Source organism: Azoarcus sp. CIB (assembly GCF_001190925.1).
GTDB lineage: Bacteria > Pseudomonadota > Gammaproteobacteria > Burkholderiales > Rhodocyclaceae > Aromatoleum.
This window is the reverse complement of record NZ_CP011072.1, coordinates 4,740,805-4,758,569: the sequence shown is the minus strand read 5'-3', so window position 1 is coordinate 4,758,569 and position 17,765 is coordinate 4,740,805. Positions and strand designations below refer to the sequence as shown.

At 68.6% G+C, this 17,765-nt stretch carries 18 protein-coding genes; 2 read left to right on the top strand and 16 right to left on the bottom strand.

Translation table 11 applies throughout. The features are described 5' to 3' along the window. Position 1: 1 nt before the first annotated feature. Genes AzCIB_RS21345 through AzCIB_RS21330 form a run of 4 tightly spaced genes read right to left on the bottom strand, consistent with a single transcriptional unit; the run spans position 2 to position 4,867 of the window. A complete protein-coding gene (locus AzCIB_RS21345) occupies positions 2–1,231 on the bottom strand; it encodes a multifunctional CCA addition/repair protein (protein ID WP_050417743.1) in 1,230 nt (409 codons plus the stop codon). Next, entirely contained in the window at positions 1,231–1,887 is a 657-nt protein-coding gene (locus AzCIB_RS21340; protein WP_050417742.1) for a glutathione S-transferase family protein, read from the bottom strand. Before AzCIB_RS21340 ends, AzCIB_RS21345 begins: the two co-directional genes overlap by 1 nt. Positions 1,888–1,924: 37 nt before the next feature. Then, positions 1,925–2,902: a complex I NDUFA9 subunit family protein gene (locus tag AzCIB_RS21335; RefSeq protein WP_050417741.1), complete on the bottom strand. Its 978-nt coding sequence runs from the start codon at positions 2,900–2,902 to the stop codon at positions 1,925–1,927. 33 nt (positions 2,903–2,935) lie between these two features. Beyond that, the gene (locus AzCIB_RS21330; protein ID WP_050417740.1) at positions 2,936–4,867 is read right to left on the bottom strand and encodes a lytic transglycosylase domain-containing protein; all 1,932 of its coding nucleotides are present in this window, start codon (positions 4,865–4,867) and stop codon (positions 2,936–2,938) included. Positions 4,868–4,906: 39 nt separating this feature from the next. Here AzCIB_RS21330 and AzCIB_RS21325 point away from each other — a divergent pair, with 39 nt between their 5' ends. Beyond that, positions 4,907–5,524: a 5-formyltetrahydrofolate cyclo-ligase gene (locus tag AzCIB_RS21325; protein ID WP_083447086.1), complete on the top strand. Its 618-nt coding sequence runs from the start codon at positions 4,907–4,909 to the stop codon at positions 5,522–5,524. Here the strand turns inward: AzCIB_RS21325 and ilvA are convergent. The 11 genes from ilvA to thiL all read right to left on the bottom strand — a co-directional run bounded on the left by ilvA (position 5,503) and on the right by thiL (position 14,702). Then, on the bottom strand, positions 5,503–7,023 hold the full coding sequence (ilvA, locus tag AzCIB_RS21320) for a threonine ammonia-lyase, biosynthetic (RefSeq protein WP_050417739.1): 1,521 nt from the start codon (positions 7,021–7,023) through the stop codon (positions 5,503–5,505). The two genes, AzCIB_RS21325 and ilvA, sit on opposite strands and share 22 nt — an antisense overlap. A gap of 86 nt (positions 7,024–7,109) precedes the next feature. Continuing rightward, entirely contained in the window at positions 7,110–8,051 is a 942-nt protein-coding gene (hprK, locus tag AzCIB_RS21315) for an HPr(Ser) kinase/phosphatase (RefSeq protein ID WP_050417738.1), read from the bottom strand. Beyond that, positions 8,020–8,505, bottom strand: coding sequence for a PTS IIA-like nitrogen regulatory protein PtsN (ptsN, locus tag AzCIB_RS21310; protein ID WP_050418497.1), 486 nt, complete (start codon positions 8,503–8,505; stop codon positions 8,020–8,022). The genes hprK and ptsN overlap by 32 nt, the downstream gene beginning before the upstream one ends. 136 nt (positions 8,506–8,641) lie before the next feature. Next, a complete protein-coding gene (hpf, locus tag AzCIB_RS21305) occupies positions 8,642–8,968 on the bottom strand; it encodes a ribosome hibernation-promoting factor, HPF/YfiA family (protein ID WP_050417737.1) in 327 nt (108 codons plus the stop codon). Between the two features lie 29 nt (positions 8,969–8,997). Then, the gene (locus tag AzCIB_RS21300) at positions 8,998–10,443 is read right to left on the bottom strand and encodes an RNA polymerase factor sigma-54 (RefSeq protein ID WP_050417736.1); all 1,446 of its coding nucleotides are present in this window, start codon (positions 10,441–10,443) and stop codon (positions 8,998–9,000) included. An 18-nt stretch (positions 10,444–10,461) separates the two neighbouring features. After that, complete coding sequence (lptB, locus tag AzCIB_RS21295) at positions 10,462–11,184, bottom strand: LPS export ABC transporter ATP-binding protein (protein ID WP_050417735.1); 723 nt, start codon at positions 11,182–11,184, stop codon at positions 10,462–10,464. Further along, positions 11,171–11,620: a recombination regulator RecX gene (recX, locus tag AzCIB_RS21290; protein ID WP_050417734.1), complete on the bottom strand. Its 450-nt coding sequence runs from the start codon at positions 11,618–11,620 to the stop codon at positions 11,171–11,173. The genes lptB and recX overlap by 14 nt, the downstream gene beginning before the upstream one ends. Positions 11,621–11,637: 17 nt before the next feature. Then, positions 11,638–12,672 carry a recombinase RecA gene (gene recA / locus AzCIB_RS21285; protein WP_050417733.1) on the bottom strand — a complete coding sequence of 345 codons (1,035 nt, stop codon included), beginning with the start codon at positions 12,670–12,672 and terminating at the stop codon, positions 11,638–11,640. Positions 12,673–12,757: 85 nt separating this feature from the next. Continuing rightward, the gene (locus AzCIB_RS21280) at positions 12,758–13,237 is read right to left on the bottom strand and encodes a nicotinamide-nucleotide amidohydrolase family protein (protein ID WP_050417732.1); all 480 of its coding nucleotides are present in this window, start codon (positions 13,235–13,237) and stop codon (positions 12,758–12,760) included. 4 nt (positions 13,238–13,241) lie between these two features. Next, positions 13,242–13,721: a phosphatidylglycerophosphatase A family protein gene (locus tag AzCIB_RS21275; protein ID WP_050417731.1), complete on the bottom strand. Its 480-nt coding sequence runs from the start codon at positions 13,719–13,721 to the stop codon at positions 13,242–13,244. Between the two features lie 21 nt (positions 13,722–13,742). Continuing rightward, positions 13,743–14,702 carry a thiamine-phosphate kinase gene (gene thiL, locus AzCIB_RS21270; RefSeq protein WP_050418496.1) on the bottom strand — a complete coding sequence of 320 codons (960 nt, stop codon included), beginning with the start codon at positions 14,700–14,702 and terminating at the stop codon, positions 13,743–13,745. Between the two features lie 182 nt (positions 14,703–14,884). On the opposite strand from thiL, the gene AzCIB_RS21265 reads away from it, so the two are divergent. Continuing rightward, positions 14,885–16,798, top strand: coding sequence for a flagellar assembly protein A (locus AzCIB_RS21265; RefSeq protein ID WP_232299284.1), 1,914 nt, complete (start codon positions 14,885–14,887; stop codon positions 16,796–16,798). A gap of 16 nt (positions 16,799–16,814) precedes the next feature. Here AzCIB_RS21265 and AzCIB_RS21260 read toward each other — a convergent pair whose 3' ends face one another. Further along, complete coding sequence (locus AzCIB_RS21260) at positions 16,815–17,744, bottom strand: branched-chain amino acid ABC transporter permease (protein ID WP_050417729.1); 930 nt, start codon at positions 17,742–17,744, stop codon at positions 16,815–16,817. Between the last annotated feature and the right edge of the window lie 21 nt (positions 17,745–17,765).

Sequence of the window (17,765 nt, the reverse complement as noted above, 5' to 3'; positions counted from 1 at the left end):
TTCAGCCCGCAGCGGCGGCAGTCCGCCCGCCCAGTGCCTTCACCGCGGCGACGCGCGCCGCATGCACGCGCTGCGGGATCTGCGACTTGTCGTCGCAGGCACGCGCGATCGCGCCCGCATCCACACCCTGGATCGCGGCCAGCCCCGCACGCCAGCGCTCCGCGCGGAGGTAAGGCGCCTCGCGGCCGGGACGGCCGTGATAGTCGCAGGCCGCGGCTTCCAGCAGCAGGGCGAAGCGCTCGGGCCGGCGCAGGGCGTCGACCGTCTCCAGCACCTTGACGACGGTTTCCGGGCGCAGCTTTTCGACCTGGTGAAGAATCCCGTGCTCGCGCGCGAAGATCACCGCGAGGTCGCGGCACTCGACCGGCGCGCGCAGGCGCTCCGACACCGCGCGCGCGCGGGTCGCGCTCTTCGCTTCGTGGCCGTAGTGGTGCGGCAGGATGTCGGCGGGCGTGTCGCCCTTGCCGAGGTCGTGCATCAGGCAGGCCCAGCGCACGGCGAGCGGCTGCCGGGTCTTCGCCGCGTGGTCGAGCACCAGCAGCACATGCTCGCCGGTGTCGACCTCCGGGTGGTGTTCGACCGGTTGCGGTACGCCGAACAGGCGCTCGACTTCTGGCAGGATGCGCGCCAGCGCGCCGCAGTCGCGCAGTACGCGCAGCATGCGCGAGGGGCGCGCTTCCATCAGCCCGCGCGCGAGCTCCTGCCACACCCGCTCGGGGACGAGGTGGTCGACCTCGCCGTCGCCCACCATCGCGCGCATCAGCGCCAGCGTCTCCGGCTCCACGCCGAAGTCGCCGAAGCGCGCGGCGAAGCGCGCGACCCGCAGGATGCGCACCGGATCCTCGGCAAACGCGGGGCTCACGTGGCGGAAGATGCGCGCGGCGAGATCGGCCTGGCCTCCATAGGGGTCGATCAGCGTGCCGTCCTCGTCCGCGGCGATCGCGTTGATCGTCAGGTCGCGCCGCAGCAGGTCGTCCTCCAGCGTGACGTCGGGCGAGGCATGCACGACGAAGCCGGTGTAGCCGCGCCCGCTCTTGCGTTCGGTGCGCGCGAGGGCGTATTCCTCGTTGGTCTGCGGGTGCAGGAAGACGGGGAAGTCCTTGCCGACCGGGCGGAAACCGCGCGCGAGCATCTCCTCGGGCGTCGCGCCGACCACCACCCAGTCGCGGTCCTGCACCGGCAGGCCAAGCAGGCGGTCGCGCACGGCGCCGCCGACGACGTAGCAGCGCATCAGCCGTACAGGTCCTCGCCAGGAATGGATTCGGTCTCCGCGAGCGCCGCCGCCTCCCATTCCTTCATCGCCGGATGCGCGAGCATCGCCGCGAGATACTCGCCAGCCGCGCCGGCGGGCTGCACGCCGTAGGTTTTGAAGCGGAAGCACACCGGGGCATACATCGCGTCCGCGATCGTGAATGCGCCGAAGAGATAGGGGCCGGCCGGATTCGCCCGTGCGCCGAAGCGCTCCCGGCAGTCGTTCCAGATCGCCTCGATGCGCGCGATGTTGGCATCGACGGCGGGGGTGTGGCCCTTGCCGGCGTAGTCCTTGCGGATGTTCATCGTCATGTGCTGGCGCAGGTCCTGGAAGCTGGAGTGCATCTCGGCGCTGACCGCACGTGCGACCGCGCGCGCTGCCGGGTCGGTCGGCCACAGGGCGGGAGCCTTCTCGGCCAGATACTCGCAGATCGCCAGCGAATCCCACACCGCGAGGCCGTGGTCGATCAGGCACGGCACCTTGCCCGAGGGCGAGTGCTGCAGGATGCGTTCGCGGCTGCCTTCGATGAAGAGCGGAATGCGGATCTCCTCGAAGATCTGTCCGCTGGCGCGCGCGGCCATCCAGGGGCGCAGGGACCAGGACGAGTAGTTCTTGTTGCCGATGATGAGCTTCATGCGGTCGTCTCCGTTTTCTGCAGCAGGGGGAAAAAGGTCAGCCATGGCGCGGGCGGCGCGCGCGGCTGCGCATCGGGTAGTAGCGGGCGCGCAGATGTCCATCGCCGATCCAGGTCGGCGCGAGCGCCTCGAGCCCCGCCGGCGTCATGCCGAAGGGCAGGGGGGCGCCGCCGGCGACGTTGTCGACGCGCATCGAGCGCACGTTGTCGCGGCTCATCAGCGGTTGCGGCGCGAGTTCCATCATCCGCGCCTGCAGCAGCGCGAGGCCCTCGGGCAGCGGGATCACCGGGCGCGGCCGGCCGGAAAGCGCGCTGACGTATTCGACCAGTTCGCGCAGCGTGTAGACCTTCGGTCCCGCCACCTCGTAGGTCTGGCCGCGTGCCGACGGCTCCGTGAGGCTGCGCCACACGACCTCGGCGACGTCCTCGACGTGCACCGGTTGGAAGCGCGCATGCGCGCCCGCGAGCGGCAGGACGGGGAAAAGATGCGCGAGGCGCACGAACATGTTGAGGAAGCTGTCCTCGCGGCCGAAGATCACCGACGGGCGCAGGATCGTCCACGCCGGCGAGCTGTTGGTACTGCCGGCCGCGCGGATCGCTTCCTCGCCGGCCGCCTTCGAGCGCTGGTATTCCGACGGGCCGTCCGCCGCCGCGCCGAGCGCGCTGATGTGCACGAGGCGGGCGACGCCGGCCGCCCGGCACGCCGCGACGATCTTGCGCGGCAGCTCGACGTGGGCGCGTGCGAAGTCGGGGCCGTAGGGCCGGCCCGGGCGCGAGTGCAGGATGCCGACGAGGTTTACGACGGCGTCGGCGCCGGCGAAGAGACGCTCCAGCGTCGCCGGGTCATGGATGTCGGCTTCGATGACATCCACGGTCGGCAGCACCAGCAGCTCGCCCGCATGGATGTAGCGCCGCGTCGGGATCCGCACGGTTATGCCCTCGCGCGACAGGCGGTTCGCAACGACGCGACCCACAAACCCGGTGCCGCCGACGAGTACGACGCGTTCCAGTTTCATGCTGCAGCCTCCTTGCGCAGGCCGGACGGATCCCTAGGGTTCCGCCGTCAGCCGTGGTGAGATCGTGCCAAGACGGGCCTTCAGCGACTGCGGCTTCGCTTCCAGCATCGCGGCATAGATGACCGCATTGGCCATCACCTTTTTCACATAATCGCGCGTTTCGTCGAAGGGGATCGTCTCTGCATAGATCGCGCCTTCGAGCGGGCGTTCGTCGCGCCATTTGCGCGCGCGACCCGGTCCCGCATTGTAGCCGGCGGACGCCAGCACCGGATGGTCGTCGAGATCCTCGAGGATCAGGCGCATGTAGCTGGTACCCAGCAGCACGTTGGTGTCGGGGTCGGTCAGCATGCCTTGGTGATAGCCGGCGAGGCCGATCTTGCGCGCCACCCATTTGCCCGTGGCCGGCATCACCTGCATCAGACCCTGGGCGCCGGCGCTCGAGCGTGCCGGTGCGATGAAGCGGCTTTCCTGACGCATCAGGCCATATACCCAAGCCATATCGAGGCCCTGCTGGTGCACCTGCGGCTCGATGAGTTGGCGGTAGGGCGTGAGGAAGCGCAGGTCGTAGTTGGCCTGGGGGTCGGTGCGTTCGGCGGTGTTGATTGCGCGGTCGTAGATCTCGTTGCGCAGCGCGAGCCGCGCCGCGGCGATCAGGAAGCCCTCGTCGCGGCGGCGCAGCGACCAGTTCCATTCGCGCATGCCCTCGGTGCGCATCTCCAGCCGGTACAGCGCGAGCGCGCGGCGCAGCCCGGGGTCGCCATCGGCGCGCGCGATGTCCTCCGCCGTGACGGTGCCGCTGCGCGAGGGTGCGGCGAAGGCGGTGCCCAACTCCTCGCCGGCGAGGATGCCGTAGAAGCTGGGCTGTCCGGCGACGCGTTGGTACAGGGCCGCGGCCTCCACGGGGCGGTTCTGTGCGGCGAGCGCGCGGCCGAGCCAGTAGGTCCATTCGGGTTGCGTCTGCTCGGTTGCGGCGAGGCCCTCGATCGCCGCCTGCACGCCGCGCCAGTCCTCGACGCGCAGTTCGGCGCGCACGCGCCACGCGCGCTGCTCCGCGCTCATCGGCACCTTGCCGGCGGCCCGGAACCAGCGCGCTGCGCCCGGCGAGCCCTGCAGCGATCCGTGGTGACCCAGCGTCGCATGGATGTAGGCGCGCTCTTCGGCGCCCAGCCGCTCCTCGATGCGCGCGAAACGCGCGTAGGCGGACGACACGTCCTCGCGCGCGATGCGCACGAGCGCGGCGAGGGCCAACTCGCGCCCGGCGCGCGAGACGGCGAAATTTGTCGGCAGGTGGTCGATCCAGGCCGACGGGCTCTTCATCATGCGGTCGAAGTCGGCGAAAGAGGGGGCTTCCCCGGCCTTCATCCACGACAGCGTCGTGCGCGCGTTCGACGGGCTGCGGCTGTCGATCTGGCGGCGCGCCCGCCACCACAGCTCGTCGCTGCCGATGTGGCCGGCCAGCGCCAGCGTGCGGAACGCCGGTTCGCAGGCGTTATGGTTGTCCGCGAGTTCCATCCAGCGTGCGCGCACTTCCTCCAGCACGCTCATGTCGCCGGACTCCAGTCGCGCGTTGCGCTGCAGGCAGCGCAGCTCGGCGTCCGGTTCGCGCAGGTCCGCATAGACCTGCAGGAAGCCGCTCCAGTCCTGTTCGCGCGCCATGCGCCGCAGCCAGTCGCCGCGCAGCCGCTCGGCGAGCAGGCTGTCCGGTTCGCGCAGCAGGAATTCCTTGAGCTCGTCGGCCGGTGGCGCTTCCGGGCGGGCGAGGAGGCTCGTCAGCCGCCAGTAGCGTACGTACGGGTCGAGCACATGCGGCTCGCGTTCCGCGGCGAGGCGCTCCAGTGTTGCGCGGTCACCGGTGCGCAGCGCCTCGCGCGCCGCCAGAATGCGGTCGTCTCCGATCTGCCCGTAGGCGCCCTGCGTCAGGCTCGCCAGCGTAAGTGCCAGCGCGGCCCACAAACCCTTTGCCATCCCTTACCATCCCCTTTCGATCAGCCAGACCATACCACAGTGATTTCCGCCCATCCTGCCCCCGGAACGGATTCCGCCGATCCCACCGAACAGCGCCGGGCCCTGCGTGCCCGCACCATCGCCGCGCGCCAGGCGCTGACGGCCACGCATCGCGCCGCCCTGATGCGCCATTTCGAAGCCCATCTGAGCGAGCTCGTCGCCCGTCTGGCGCCGAAGACGCTCGGCTTCTGCTGGCCCTACCGCGGCGAACCCGACCTGCGCGCCTGGGTCGCACACTGGCTGGCCGCGGACGCGTCGCGTGTCGCGGTGCTGCCGGTGGTGCCGCACCAGGCCGGCCCGATGGTGTTCCGCCGCTGGATTCCCGGCATGGAAATGCCGCTCGACCGGCACGGCATTCCCCATCCTGCCGAAGGCGAGCCCGTCGCCCCCGACCTGATCCTCGTGCCGTGCAACGCCTTCGATGCCGCGGGCTACCGCGTCGGCTACGGAGGCGGATACTTCGACCGCACGCTGGCGGTGATGAATCCCGTCGCGGTGGGGCTGGGCTTCGAATTCGCGCGCGTCGACGACGTCTGGCCGCAGCCGCACGACCGCCCGATGGACTGGATCGTCACCGAGGCCGGCGCTTTCCCCGCTCAGCCGAGGAACATGCGGTAGGCCGGGTTGGCAGACTCGTCCGCGTATTCGTAGCCGAGCCGGTCGAGGAAGTCCTGGAAGGCTCCCTTGTCCTCGGGCGGCACTTGCATGCCCACCAGCACGCGGCCGAAATCGGCGCCGTGGTTGCGGTAGTGGAACAGGCTGATGTTCCAGTCCGAATGCAGGCTGGTGAGGAAATTCATCAGCGCGCCCGGGCGCTCGGGGAATTCGAAGCGGTAGATCAGCTCGTTGTTCACGTGCGGCGCGTGCCCGCCGACCATATGCCGGATGTGGCTCTTCGCCATCTCGTCGTCGGTCAGGTCCACTGCCGGCAGTTCATGGCGTTCCAGCATCTCGACGACGCGCGTGGCCTCGGCGCGGTTATGCACCGCCACGCCGACGAAGATGTGCGCGCGCTGCGGGTCGGCGTAACGGTAGTTGAACTCGGTGATGTGGCGGTTGCCGATCAGGCTGCAGAACTTGCGGAAGGAGCCCGGGCGCTCCGGGATCGTCACCGCGAACACCGCCTCGCGCTGCTCGCCGACCTCGGCACGCTCGGCGACGAAGCGCAGGCGGTCGAAGTTCATGTTGGCGCCGGACGCCACCGCGACGAGGCTCTTGCCGTGCAGGTTGTGGCGCTTCGCGTATTCCTTCGCGCCGGCCACCGCGAGCGCGCCCGAGGGTTCGAGAATGGAGCGGGTGTCCTCGAATACGTCCTTCAGCGCCGCGCAGATCGCGTCGTTGTCGACCAGGATCATTTCGTCGACGTGTTGCTGGCACAGGCGGAAAGTTTCCTCGCCGACCTGCTTCACCGCGGTGCCGTCGGCGAACAGCCCGACCTGGTCGAGCACGACGCGTCGGCCTTCGGCGAGCGAGCGGGTCATCGCGTCGGCGTCCACGGTCTCCACGCCGATGATCTTTGTGTCCGGGCGCAGGCGCTTGATATAGGTCGCGACGCCGGCGATCAGGCCGCCGCCGCCGACCGCGCAGAACACGGCGTGGATCGGATCCGGGTGCGCCCTCAGGATCTCCATGCCGATCGTGCCCTGGCCGGCGATCACGTCCGGGTCGTCGTAGGGATGGACGAAGGTCAGCTTCTCGGTCTTCTCCAGTTCGACCGCGTGGGCGTAGGCGTCGGAGTACGAGTCGCCCGCGAGCACCACCTCACCGCCGCGCGACCTGACCGCATCGACCTTGATCTGCGGCGTCGAGGTCGGCATCACGATCACCGCGCGCACCCCCATGCGCTGGGCGGAGAGCGCGACGCCCTGCGCATGGTTGCCGGCCGAGGCGCAGATCACGCCGCGCTTGAGGGCTTGCGGCGACAGGTGCGCCATCTTGTTGTACGCGCCGCGCAGCTTGAAGCTGAACACCGGCTGCATGTCCTCGCGCTTCAGGAAAATGCGGTTATGCACGCGTTCCGAGAGGTTCGTGGCGAGGTCCAGCGGTGTTTCCTCGGCCACGTCGTAGACGCGGGCATTGAGGATCTTTTCCAGGTAATCCGGTGTTGCGGCAGTCATCAGGGAGCCTTCGCGGGGAGGCGCAAAGACCCTGAGCGTATCAGCCGATGCGGCAGTGCGGCAAGCGCTCTGCCGGCGGCGGGCGATCAGAGGGTTTCGCCGTCTGCGTCGAGCAAGCGCTGCTGGCGGTCGATGAATTCCTGCGTCGAATCGATGCCGCGCAGCTGCAGGATCGTCGAGCGCACGGCGGCTTCGAGCAGCACCGCGATGTTGCGTCCGGCCGCGACCGGCAGGGTGGTGCGGATCACCGGCACGCCGAGGATGTCCTGCGTCTCGCGCTGCACCGGCAGGCGCGAGGGGTCGGACTGGCCCGGCAGGCGGCGTTCCAGATGCACGATCAGGCGCAGGCGCATCTTCCGCCGGCACGCGGTTTCGCCGAAGATCGTGCGGATGTTGAGGATGCCCAGGCCGCGCACCTCGATGAAGTCCTTGAGCATCTCCGGGCAACGCCCTTCGAGCACCGTCGGCGCGATGCGCGAGAACTCGACGATGTCGTCGGCAACGAGGCCGTGGCCGCGCGAGATGAGTTCCAGCGCGAGCTCGGACTTGCCGGCGCCGGAACTGCCGGTGATGAACACGCCGATGCCCAGCACGTCCATGAACACGCCGTGCAGCGAGATCTTTTCGGCCAGTTCGCGCGACATGTAGAGGCGCAGCTGGTCGATCACGCTCGCGGAAGGCTGCGGCGTCGTGATCAGGGCGACGTCGGCGTACTCGCAGATGCCGCGCAGGATGTCCGGGATGTTGCAGCCGTCGGCGACGATGATGGCCGGGGGGCGCGCGCTGATGATCTCGGTGAGGTGGTGGGCGACCTTCTCGGCCGCATGGCGCTGCGCCCAGGAGAGTTCGGCGGCGCCCAGGATCTGGATGCGCGTCGGATGGATCAGGTTGAGGTGGCCGACAAGGTCGGCCGGCCAGATGCGTTCTTCGTTGACCGAAATGATCCGGTCGAGCCGGCCGCTGACGTGCGTCAGCTCCAGCTGCTCGCGGTGCAGGTCATACAGCCGCGCGACGCTGGTCTGCCGCATGCGGACCCCAGGAGGCGAACAGCGAATGGATTGCCGCGGTGTCGGGCGCGTTCTGCAACTGGTCGCGGAAGTCGCGGTCGCTGAACATCTGCGCGAGCTCGGACAGCAATTGCAGGTGGGTTTCGTTGGCCTGTTCGGGCACCAGCAGCACGAACAGCATCGTGACGGGGCGGCCGTCGGGAGCGTCGAATTGCACCGGGGCGGACAGGCGCAAGAAGGCGCCGGCGGCTTCCTTCAGGCCCTTGATGCGGCCGTGCGGAATCGCGATGCCCTGGCCCAGCCCGGTCGAGCCGAGGCGCTCGCGCGAAAAAAGGCTGTCGAAGACGACGCTGCGGGCGATGCTCTGGTTGTTTTCGAACAGGAGTCCGGCTTGTTCGAAGACGCGCTTCTTGCTGCTGGCGTCCAGATCGATGACCACGTTCGAGGGGGGCAGGAGTTCGGCGATGAGGCTCATGCGAATCACCACCTGCACGACACGGGCCGTGCCGCTGCCGGTTGGGTGCGGGAGGAGGCTCGGAGTGTGCTGCAGGCGCGGGTTGAAAACGCGCGAATTATAAACACACCCCGGACCCCCGGCGCGAATTAAAGAATCACAGCTCGGTCGGCTGCTGGTGCTTCAGCGTGTCGTGGCCGTGGTCGTAGTTCTTGTCCTTGTACTTGAGGACCTGGCGGTCGAGCTTGTCCGTCATGCTGTCGATCGCGGCGTACATGTCGCCGTCCTCGCTCTCGACGAAGATGTCCTTGCCGCGCACGTGCAGCGTGACTTCCGCCTTCTGCCGCAGCTTCTCCACCGACAGAATCACGCTGACGCTGGTCACGTTGTCGAAGTGGCGGATGACGCGATCAAGCTTGGTGTTGACGTACTCGCGGATCGCGGGGGTGACTTCGACGTGATGTCCGGTGATGGTGAGATTCATGATGTTTCCTCGTATTGTCAGATCGTCTTTCAGATCGCTTTGCGCAGGCTGACCGGCGGGATATTGAGTGACTCGCGGTACTTCGCGATCGTCCTGCGTGCCACCACGATACCCTGCTGGCCCAACAATTCGGCAATTTTCGCGTCGGACAGGGGCTTCTTCCTGTCTTCGGCCTCCACCAGCTGGCGAATCAGCGCTCGAATCGCCGTGGAAGATGCCGCCCCACCGGTGTCGGTGGCAACGTGGCTGCCGAAAAAGTACTTCAGCTCAAACACGCCGCGCGGTGTGGCCATGAATTTCTGCGTCGTGACTCGCGAGACCGTCGACTCGTGCAGCTCAAGCTGGTCCGCGATTTCCCTCAACGTCAGAGGTCGCATCGCCACATCGCCATAATCGAAGAACTGCCGCTGCTGGTCAACGATCGCCTGGGAAACCCGCAGGATAGTGTCGAAACGTTGTTGCACATTCTTGATCAGCCAGCGCGCTTCCTGTAGCTGGCTGGTGAGCGCGCCGCCCGATCCCCGGTTCTGCTGCAGGATGCTGGCGTACAGGGAATTGATGCGCAGCTTGGGCATCGCCTCGGGGTTGAGCGTGACCGTCCAGCGGTTGCGCACTTTGCGCACGACGACGTCGGGCAGGATGTAGCGCGTCTCCTGCACCGAGTGCTGTGAGCCCGGATGCGGGTCGAGGCGGCAGATCAGCGCGTGCGCGGCGCGCAGCGCGTCGTCGTCGCAGCCGGTGGCGCGCTTGATGCGCAGGAAGTTGCGCTCGGCGAGCAGGTCGAGGTGTTCGTCGACGATCTTCAGTGCGAGGTCGCGCGTCGGGCAGGACGGCATCGCCCTGAGCTGCAGGCTCAGGCATTCCTGCGGCGTGCGCGCGCCGATGCCGGCCGGGTCGAGGTTCTGCACGTGGTGCAGCGCGATCGTGAGGTCGTCGAGGTCGTATTCGAGTTCCGGCGGCAGCAGCGGCAGCAGTTCATCGAGCGACTGGTTGAGGTAGCCGTCCTCGTCGAGCGCCTCCATGATGAAGCGCACCAGCGCGCGGTCGCGATCGGAGAGCGGCGACAGGCTCACCTGCTGGTCGAGGTGGTCGCGCAGGCTGGTGCCGGCGGCCTGCAGTTCCTGGAAGTCGGTGTCGTCGTCATCGTTGCGGTTCGACGAGCCGCTGCCCGCGTTCGACCACTCGCCGGCCTCGTCGAAGTTTGCCGGCTCGGCCTCGTTACGCGTCTCCTCGCTCGGTGCGGGGGTGTCGGACTGGCTGCCGGACTCGGTCGTGCCCGGCGAAACCTGTGCGACGCTCGGAGAAAAGTCGCTGCCGTCGCCGTCCTCGCGCTCGAGCATGGGGTTCTCGAGGAGGAAGCGTTCCAGCTCCTGGTTCAGCTCCAGCGTCGACAGCTGCAGCAGTTTGATCGATTGCTGCAGCTGCGGCGTCAGCGTGAGGTGCTGCGAGATCTTGAGCTGGAGTGACGGTTTCATGGGACTACGCTGGCTGGATCAGAGGCGGAAATGCTCGCCGAGATAGACGCGGCGAACCTGTTCGTTGGCGACGATCTCGTCGGGCCGTCCACTCGCGAGCACGCGGCCTTCGCTGATGATGTAGGCGCGGTTGCAGATGCCGAGCGTCTCGCGCACGTTGTGGTCGGTGATCAGTACGCCGATGCCGCGGTCGCGCAGGAAGCGGATGATCTTCTGGATGTCGAGCACCGCGATCGGGTCGACGCCGGCGAAGGGCTCGTCGAGCAGGATCAGGCGCGGGTCGGTCGCCAGCGCGCGGGCGATCTCGCAGCGGCGCCGCTCGCCGCCCGACAGCGACACGGCGGTGTTGTCGCGCAGGTGGGCGATGCCCAGCTCCTCGAGCAGTTCCTCGAGGCGCGCGTCGACGCGTTCGCTGTTCAGGCCCTGCAGCTCCAGCACCGCGCGGATGTTCTCGGCGACGGTGAGCTTGCGGAACACGCTCATTTCCTGCGGCAGGTAGGACAGGCCGAGGCGCGCGCGCGCGTGCACCGGTAGGTGCGTGAGCTCGGCGTCGTCGAGGCGGATGTCGCCGCCGTCGGCGCGCACGAGGCCCACGATCATGTAGAAACAGGTGGTCTTGCCGGCGCCGTTGGGGCCCAGCAGACCGACCACCTCGCCGCTGCCGACTTCGAAGCCGACATCGTGGACGACGGTGCGGGCCTTGTAGCGCTTCTGCAGTCCGGCGACCTTAAGCAGACTCATCGGGGTTCTCTTTCAATATCTTGCGGATCACGTCGGTGCCAAAGCCGCGGCCTTGCAGGAATCTCGCCTGACGCGCCCACTCGCGCACGTCGGCCGGCGCGGCGTCGAACTTGCCGCGCCACACGGCGCGTGCGCGGTCGACGTCGTCCTCGACCGTCTCGGCATCGAGCGCCGCGTCTATCGTGTCGCGCCCGACGCCGCGCTGGGCGAGCTCACGCCGCAGGCGCGCGGTGCCGAAGCGGGCGGCCTTGCTGCGCACCCAGGCTTCGGCAAAGCGGTGGTCGCTGAGCAGGCCGAGTTCGGTGATGCGGTCGAGCACGTCGTCGATCTCCTCGGCGGAGCCGTGCGGGCCGAGCTTGCGGGCCAACTCGGCGCGCGAGTGCTCGCGACGCGCGAGGTGCCGCAATGCGCGTTCCCGCAGGCTCGTCACCGGCATGATCGCGGGAAGGGGCGTCAGGCCGCCTCGGCTGCCGGCTGCGCGGGTTCGGCCGGCAGTTCCTTGAGGCCGACCGCGACCCGCACCTTGTTCTCGATCTCGCGTGCGAGGGCCGGATTGCCGCGCAGGAACTCGCGCGTGTTGTCCTTGCCCTGGCCGATCTTGTCGCCCTGGTACGAGTACCAGGCGCCCGACTTGTCGACGATCTTCTTGTCCACGCCGAGGTCGATGATCTCGCCTTCGCGCGAGATGCCCTCTCCGTACAGGATGTCGAAGTGCGCTTCCTTGAACGGGGGCGCGACCTTGTTCTTGACGACCTTGCAGCGGGTTTCGGAGCCGACGACCTCGTCGCCCTTCTTGATCGCGCCGGTGCGGCGGATGTCGAGGCGCACGGAGGCGTAGAACTTCAGCGCGTTGCCGCCGGTGGTGGTTTCGGGGTTGCCGAACATCACGCCAATCTTCATGCGGATCTGGTTGATGAAGATCACCAGCGTGTTGGTGCGCTTGATGTTGGCGGTGAGCTTGCGCAGCGCCTGGCTCATCAGGCGGGCCTGCAGGCCGGGCAGCTGGTCGCCCATCTCACCTTCGATTTCGGCCTTCGGCGTCAGGGCCGCGACCGAGTCGATGACGACAATGTCGACGCCGCCCGAGCGCACCAGCATGTCGGAGATCTCGAGCGCCTGCTCGCCGGTGTCGGGCTGCGAGATCAGCAGGTCGGTGATGTTCACGCCGAGCTTCTCGGCGTAGCCGACGTCGAGTGCGTGCTCGGCGTCGATGAAGGCTGCGGTGCCGCCGAGCTTCTGCATCTCGGCGATGACCTGCAGGGTCAGCGTGGTCTTGCCGGACGATTCCGGTCCGTAGATTTCGACGACGCGGCCGCGCGGCAGGCCGCCGAGGCCGAGCGCGATGTCGAGCCCGAGCGAGCCGGTCGAGACCGTCTGGATGTCCTTCTCGACGTTGCCGTCGCCCATCCGCATGATCGAACCCTTGCCGAACTGCTTCTCGATCTGCGAGAGCGCGGCGGCGAGGGCCTTGGCCTTGTTGTCGTCCATGTCCTGTCCTTTCAAAACGTTGGGGAATTATGGCACAGAGATTGCTGGCGTGTTGCAGGTCGCCTGTGCGGTGATCCAAAAATGATTATGTCATCAGTCCGGCGAGCGCGCGGATGACCGCCTGGCGCCGGATTTCGGTGCGGTCGCCGGCGAAGCGGACGGTCTCGCTGTGGACCTCGCCGTCGCGCTCGCCCCATGCGAAGCACACCATCCCGACCGGCTTGGCGGCGGTGCCTCCGCCCGGGCCGGCGACGCCGGAAACCGCGAGGGCAAAGCGTGCGCGGCTGTGCGCGAGGGTGCCGGCGACCAGTTCGCGCACCGTTTCCTCGCTGACGGCGCCGTGGCCGGCGAGTGTTGCGGCGGCGACGCCGAGGAGTTCCTGTTTGGCCTCGTTGGAATAGGTCACGAAGCCGCGGTCGAACCAGCGGGAGCTGCCGGCGGTGGCGGTCACGGTCTGCGCGACCCAGCCGCCGGTGCAGGATTCCGCGCAGGCAAGGGTCGCGCCGCGCGCGGCGAGCCAGTCGCCGACCCGGCGCGACAGGGCGTGCAGTTCTTCGTCGATCATCGGCTCACCCCAGGAAGTGTTTCAGCACCGCGAGCGCCAGGATCGCGTAGCCGGCGGCGATCAGGTCGTCGAGCATCACGCCGAAGCCGCCGCCGACGTGGCTGTCGGCCCAGCGGATGGGCTGCGGCTTGACGATGTCGAAGAAGCGGAAAAGCACGAAGGCGGCCGCCTGCCACGCCAGTCCGGGCGGGGCGAAGAACAGCACGAGCCAGAACGCGACGATCTCGTCCCACACGATCGCGCCGTGGTCGGATGCGCCGAGGGCGCGGCCGGTGCGGTCGGCCGCGATGATGCCGGCGACGAAGAAGCTCGCGAGCAGGGCGAGGAACACGAATTCGGAGATCGGCGCACGCAGTAGCGGGTAGAGCAGCCACGCGGCGAGGGTGCCGGCGGTGCCCGGCGCGCGCGGGGACAGGCCGGAGCCGAAGCCGAGCGAGATGAAGTGCGCGGGGTGGCTCAGGAGCAGGCGGACGGTGGGGCGCATGGGTGGGCTTCGGTGCGTGGGTCAGGCGAAATGGTCGTAGCCGGCATGAGCGGTCGCGTGCTCGCGGCCGTCGGTCTCGCGCAGTACGAGTTCGCCGGCGGTCGCGGTGATCGTGCCGATGCGCGACAGCGCCAGCCCGTGCCCGTGCGAGAGTGCGGCGAGGCGCTCGCGTTGCGACGGTGCTGCCGTGAACAGGAGTTCGTAGTCGTCGCCGCCCGACAGCAGGCAGCGTCGGGCGAGGGCCGCGTCGGCCCCGCAGGCGCGCAGGGCGGCAAGGGGCAGTGCGGCGACGTCGACGCGTGCACCGCGGCCGGAACATTCGAGGATGTGGCCGAGGTCGCCGAGCAGCCCGTCGGAGACGTCGAGCATCGCGCTGGCGATGCCGCGCAGGGCCTGCCCGAACGCGACGCGCGGCTGTGGGCGGTGCAGGGCGGCGAGGCAAGTGCGCGCAGCCTCCGCGCCGAGCGCGACTTCGCCGCGCAGGTGCGCGAGACCGAGCGCCGCGTGGCCGGGCGCGCCGGTGATCCACAGGTCGTCGCCGGTGCGCGCGCCGCTGCGCGTGATGGCGGCCCCGGCAGGGACTTCGCCGAAGATGGTCACGCACAGGTTCAAGGGGCCACGTGTGGTGTCCCCACCCGCAAGATCGACGCCGAACGCGTCGGCGCAGGCGAAGAAACCGCGGGCGAAGGCCTCGATCCACGCGTCGTCGGCTTTGGGTAGCGACAGCGCGAGCACGGCCCAGCGCGGTTCGGCGCCCATCGCGGCGAGATCGGAGACGTTCACCGCGAGGGTCTTCCAGCCGAGTGCCTCAGGGTCGGCATCGGGGAAGAAGTGGGTGCCGGCGACCAGCATGTCGGTGGATACGGCGAGTTGCATGCCCGCTCGCGGCGCGAGCAATGCCGCGTCGTCGCCGACCGACAGCGTCGTGTGATGCGCGGGGCGGGTGAAATGGCGGCGGATGAGGTCGAACTCGGAGGACATGGGCGGCGTGGCGCGGTTGATCGCGCGCAAGCTTACCGCAGTCGCGGCGGCTGCGACCAACGGCGCCGGAACGCGGAACGCCCACGCCGCGCGCGGACAGGTAAGATGAAAACAAATATTGCAGGCAGGGAGGCGGGATGGTCGCCGATGTGGACGAATCTCGGCGGGAAGGAGGCGAACCGTTGCCGGGCTTCATCGTCCGCGACGACGGCGGGCTGTCGGTCGAACTGTCGCTGCTGGACGGGTCGGCGGAATTCCGCGCGTGGGTGGATCAGGCGTTCATTCGCGGCATCTGTTTCCGGGAGCTCGATTACCCCGCCTTCGTGCGCATGGCCTTCGATTGCGAGGCGGGGCGCGTCGACGACGCCATCCAGGCATGTGCCGCCGCCGGGCGGCCGCCGCGCGTGCGCTTCGCCGCGGGCATGACCCACATCCTGCCGGTGCGCATCCCGCTTTATCGTGGACTCAAGATCTCGGGCGCCCGCGCCGAGTACCTGTTCGAGCCGGTGAGCATCGATTGCACGGTGCCGCGCACGGCCGCGGGCGGTTCGGCCGATGGTCCCGAGTTCGAGACGGTCACGCTGAAGACCCGCCTCGACTTCGACGAGTTCATCGCCCAGGCGTGGCTGAAGGGCCTGCGCTGCGGCATCGACGAATCAGCCGTGCGTGAGGCCATCGACAGCGAACGCACGGGCAGGGTCGTGATCGCCCACGCCGTTCCGCCTGGTGCCGGCCGCGATGCGGGCGTCGAGGAGCTCTCGGCGGGCATGCACCGCGACGACGCGCCCGGCCTGCTGCCGGATGGGCGCGTCGATCTCGCCCGCTTCCGCAACCGCTTTCCGCAGATCCGCGCGGGCGAGAAGCTGTTGCGCAAACTGCCGCTGGTGCTCGGCGATCCGGGCCGCGAACTCGACGGGCGGGCGGTGGCGCCCGCGCTGCCGAAGGATATCGACTTTGCCGCGCTCGCCGGTGCGGGTACCCGTGTCGAGAGTACGCCGGAAGGCGAGTTCCTGGTCGCGACGAGCGACGGTTTCCTCGACATCGACGAGGCGTCGAGCAAGGTCTCGGTCACGGACAAGATCGTCAATCGTGCCGGCGTGAGCTTGCGGACGACGGGCGATCTCGTGCTGATGGGCGACGATTACGAGGAGCACGGCGAGATCCAGGAAGGCCGCGTGGTCGAAGGGCTCAACGTGACGACCTTCGCGGACGTGTTCGGCAAGATTGTGTCGCGTGGCGGCGCGGTCGTGCTGAAGAAGAATCTGAGCGGCGGTTCGATCGTGAATCCGGGCGGCCAGGTCGCGGTGGAGGGGCGCGTCAGCGGGGCGACGATCCTTGCGCCGGACGGGGAAGTGACGTTGCAGCACGCCGAGAACAGCCTGATCGTCGGTCGCCGAGTCGTTGTGCGCGAACGGGCCGTCGGTTGCGACATCCTTGCCGACGAACTGGACATCGCGCTCGCCGAAGCGTCGGTGTTGGCCGGGCGCAGGATCGCCGTCGCGCAGGTGCGTCCGCACGGACCGGCCGAGACCGTCGTGTCCGTCCTGCTGCCGCCCGAAGACGCGCAGGGCGGGCTGATCAAGGCTGCGCGCGCGCAACTCGACGAGCTGCAGGCGGCCGACGAGCAGGCCAGACAGGTCATGGACACCCTGCGCGTGCGACCCGGGGTGGCCAACTACCTGACCGTTGCCGCCAGGGTGCATCGTCAGGAGATCGCGTTGAACGCCGAGCAGCAGGCCGCCTTTCACAAGCTGCGTGACAATGTCTCGCCAGTGCTCAAGGCAATGGCCCAGCTGTCGGAGCAGGGGAAGGCGCGCGCGGCGCATCGCGAGAAACTGCTCGCGGCGATCGCCGGAGTCGAAGCGGCACGGCAGGCAGCGGCCGAATCGATCAACTGCCGCATCGACGATATCGCGGGCGAGCTGATCGTGCGTGCACGGTATCTGAACGCCGATGCGAAGCCACCGCAAGGCCTCGCCCAGGGCGAGCTGAGGGCCTTCCTGCGGGCTGCGCCGGGCGGGAGTCGTCCGCTGTTCGCCGGCAGCAGCGGCAACTTCGAGTGGAGTCCGGCCGGAAGTGCAGGCGAGACGGGCTGAGCCACCGGCGCGTGCGTCAGGGCCGGATGCCCGAGCGCTTGATCAGCAGCGCGACTTCGCCGACGACGCCGCGGCGGAAGGCGAGCACGCACACGACGAAGATCACGCCAGTCAGCACGGTGACCCACTGGCCCAGTTCCGCACCATAGTTCTGCAGGCTCACGACGATGCTCGCGCCGACGATGGGGCCGAACACCGTGCCCACACCGCCCAGCAGCGTCATCAGCACGACTTCGCCGGACATGTGCCAGTGCACGTCGGTGAGGGAGGCAAGCTGGAACACGAGGGTCTTGGTCGCCCCGGCGAGGCCGGCGAGCGCGGCCGAGAGGACGAAGGCGAGCAGCTTGTAGCGATCGACGTCGTAGCCGAGCGAGATCGCCCGCGGCTCGTTCTCGCGGATCGCCTTCAGCACTTGGCCGAAGGGCGAGTCGATAGCGCGTTCGATGACCCAGAAGCCGAACAGGAACACCGCGAGCACGAAGAAGTACATGTTCATCGTGTCCGAGAGGTCGATGAGGCCGAACAGGCGGCCGCGCGGGATGCCCTGCATGCCGTCCTCGCCGCCGGTGAAGGGGAACTGCAGCGCGAGGAAGAACACCAGTTGCGCGAGCGCGAGCGTGATCATCGCGAAGTAAATGCCGGCACGGCGGATCGCGAGGCTGCCGAAGATGAAGCCCAGCGCTGCGGCACCGGCGCTGCCGGCGAGGAGGCCGAGTTCCGGCGACAGGCCGAGGCTCTGCATGCTGTAGCCGCAAATGTAGCCCGCCGAACCGAGGAAGGCGGCGTGCCCGAAGGACAGCAGGCCCGTGTAGCCGAGCAGCAGGTTGAAGGCGCAGGCGAACAGCGCGAAACACAGGATCTTCATCACCAGCACGGGGTAGACGACGAAGGGCGCGATCAGCCCGAGCAGGAGCAGGACGATCCAGCCGATGTGTTTGCCATTCATGGTGCGATTCCCGGTGCGAAG

Coding starts and splice junctions, on each gene's coding strand:
- AzCIB_RS21345 (WP_050417743.1), bottom strand. CDS start 1,231: ATGCGCTGCTACGTCGTCGGCGGCGCCGTGCGCGACCGCCTGCTTGGC.
- AzCIB_RS21340 (WP_050417742.1), bottom strand. CDS start 1,887: ATGAAGCTCATCATCGGCAACAAGAACTACTCGTCCTGGTCCCTGCGC.
- AzCIB_RS21335 (WP_050417741.1), bottom strand. CDS start 2,902: ATGAAACTGGAACGCGTCGTACTCGTCGGCGGCACCGGGTTTGTGGGT.
- AzCIB_RS21330 (WP_050417740.1), bottom strand. CDS start 4,867: ATGGCAAAGGGTTTGTGGGCCGCGCTGGCACTTACGCTGGCGAGCCTG.
- ilvA (WP_050417739.1), bottom strand. CDS start 7,023: ATGACTGCCGCAACACCGGATTACCTGGAAAAGATCCTCAATGCCCGC.
- hprK (WP_050417738.1), bottom strand. CDS start 8,051: ATGCGGCAGACCAGCGTCGCGCGGCTGTATGACCTGCACCGCGAGCAG.
- ptsN (WP_050418497.1), bottom strand. CDS start 8,505: ATGAGCCTCATCGCCGAACTCCTGCCCCCCTCGAACGTGGTCATCGAT.
- hpf (WP_050417737.1), bottom strand. CDS start 8,968: ATGAATCTCACCATCACCGGACATCACGTCGAAGTCACCCCCGCGATC.
- AzCIB_RS21300 (WP_050417736.1), bottom strand. CDS start 10,443: ATGAAACCGTCACTCCAGCTCAAGATCTCGCAGCACCTCACGCTGACG.
- lptB (WP_050417735.1), bottom strand. CDS start 11,184: ATGAGTCTGCTTAAGGTCGCCGGACTGCAGAAGCGCTACAAGGCCCGC.
- recX (WP_050417734.1), bottom strand. CDS start 11,620: ATGCCGGTGACGAGCCTGCGGGAACGCGCATTGCGGCACCTCGCGCGT.
- recA (WP_050417733.1), bottom strand. CDS start 12,672: ATGGACGACAACAAGGCCAAGGCCCTCGCCGCCGCGCTCTCGCAGATC.
- AzCIB_RS21280 (WP_050417732.1), bottom strand. CDS start 13,237: ATGATCGACGAAGAACTGCACGCCCTGTCGCGCCGGGTCGGCGACTGG.
- AzCIB_RS21275 (WP_050417731.1), bottom strand. CDS start 13,721: ATGCGCCCCACCGTCCGCCTGCTCCTGAGCCACCCCGCGCACTTCATC.
- thiL (WP_050418496.1), bottom strand. CDS start 14,702: ATGTCCTCCGAGTTCGACCTCATCCGCCGCCATTTCACCCGCCCCGCG.
- AzCIB_RS21260 (WP_050417729.1), bottom strand. CDS start 17,744: ATGAATGGCAAACACATCGGCTGGATCGTCCTGCTCCTGCTCGGGCTG.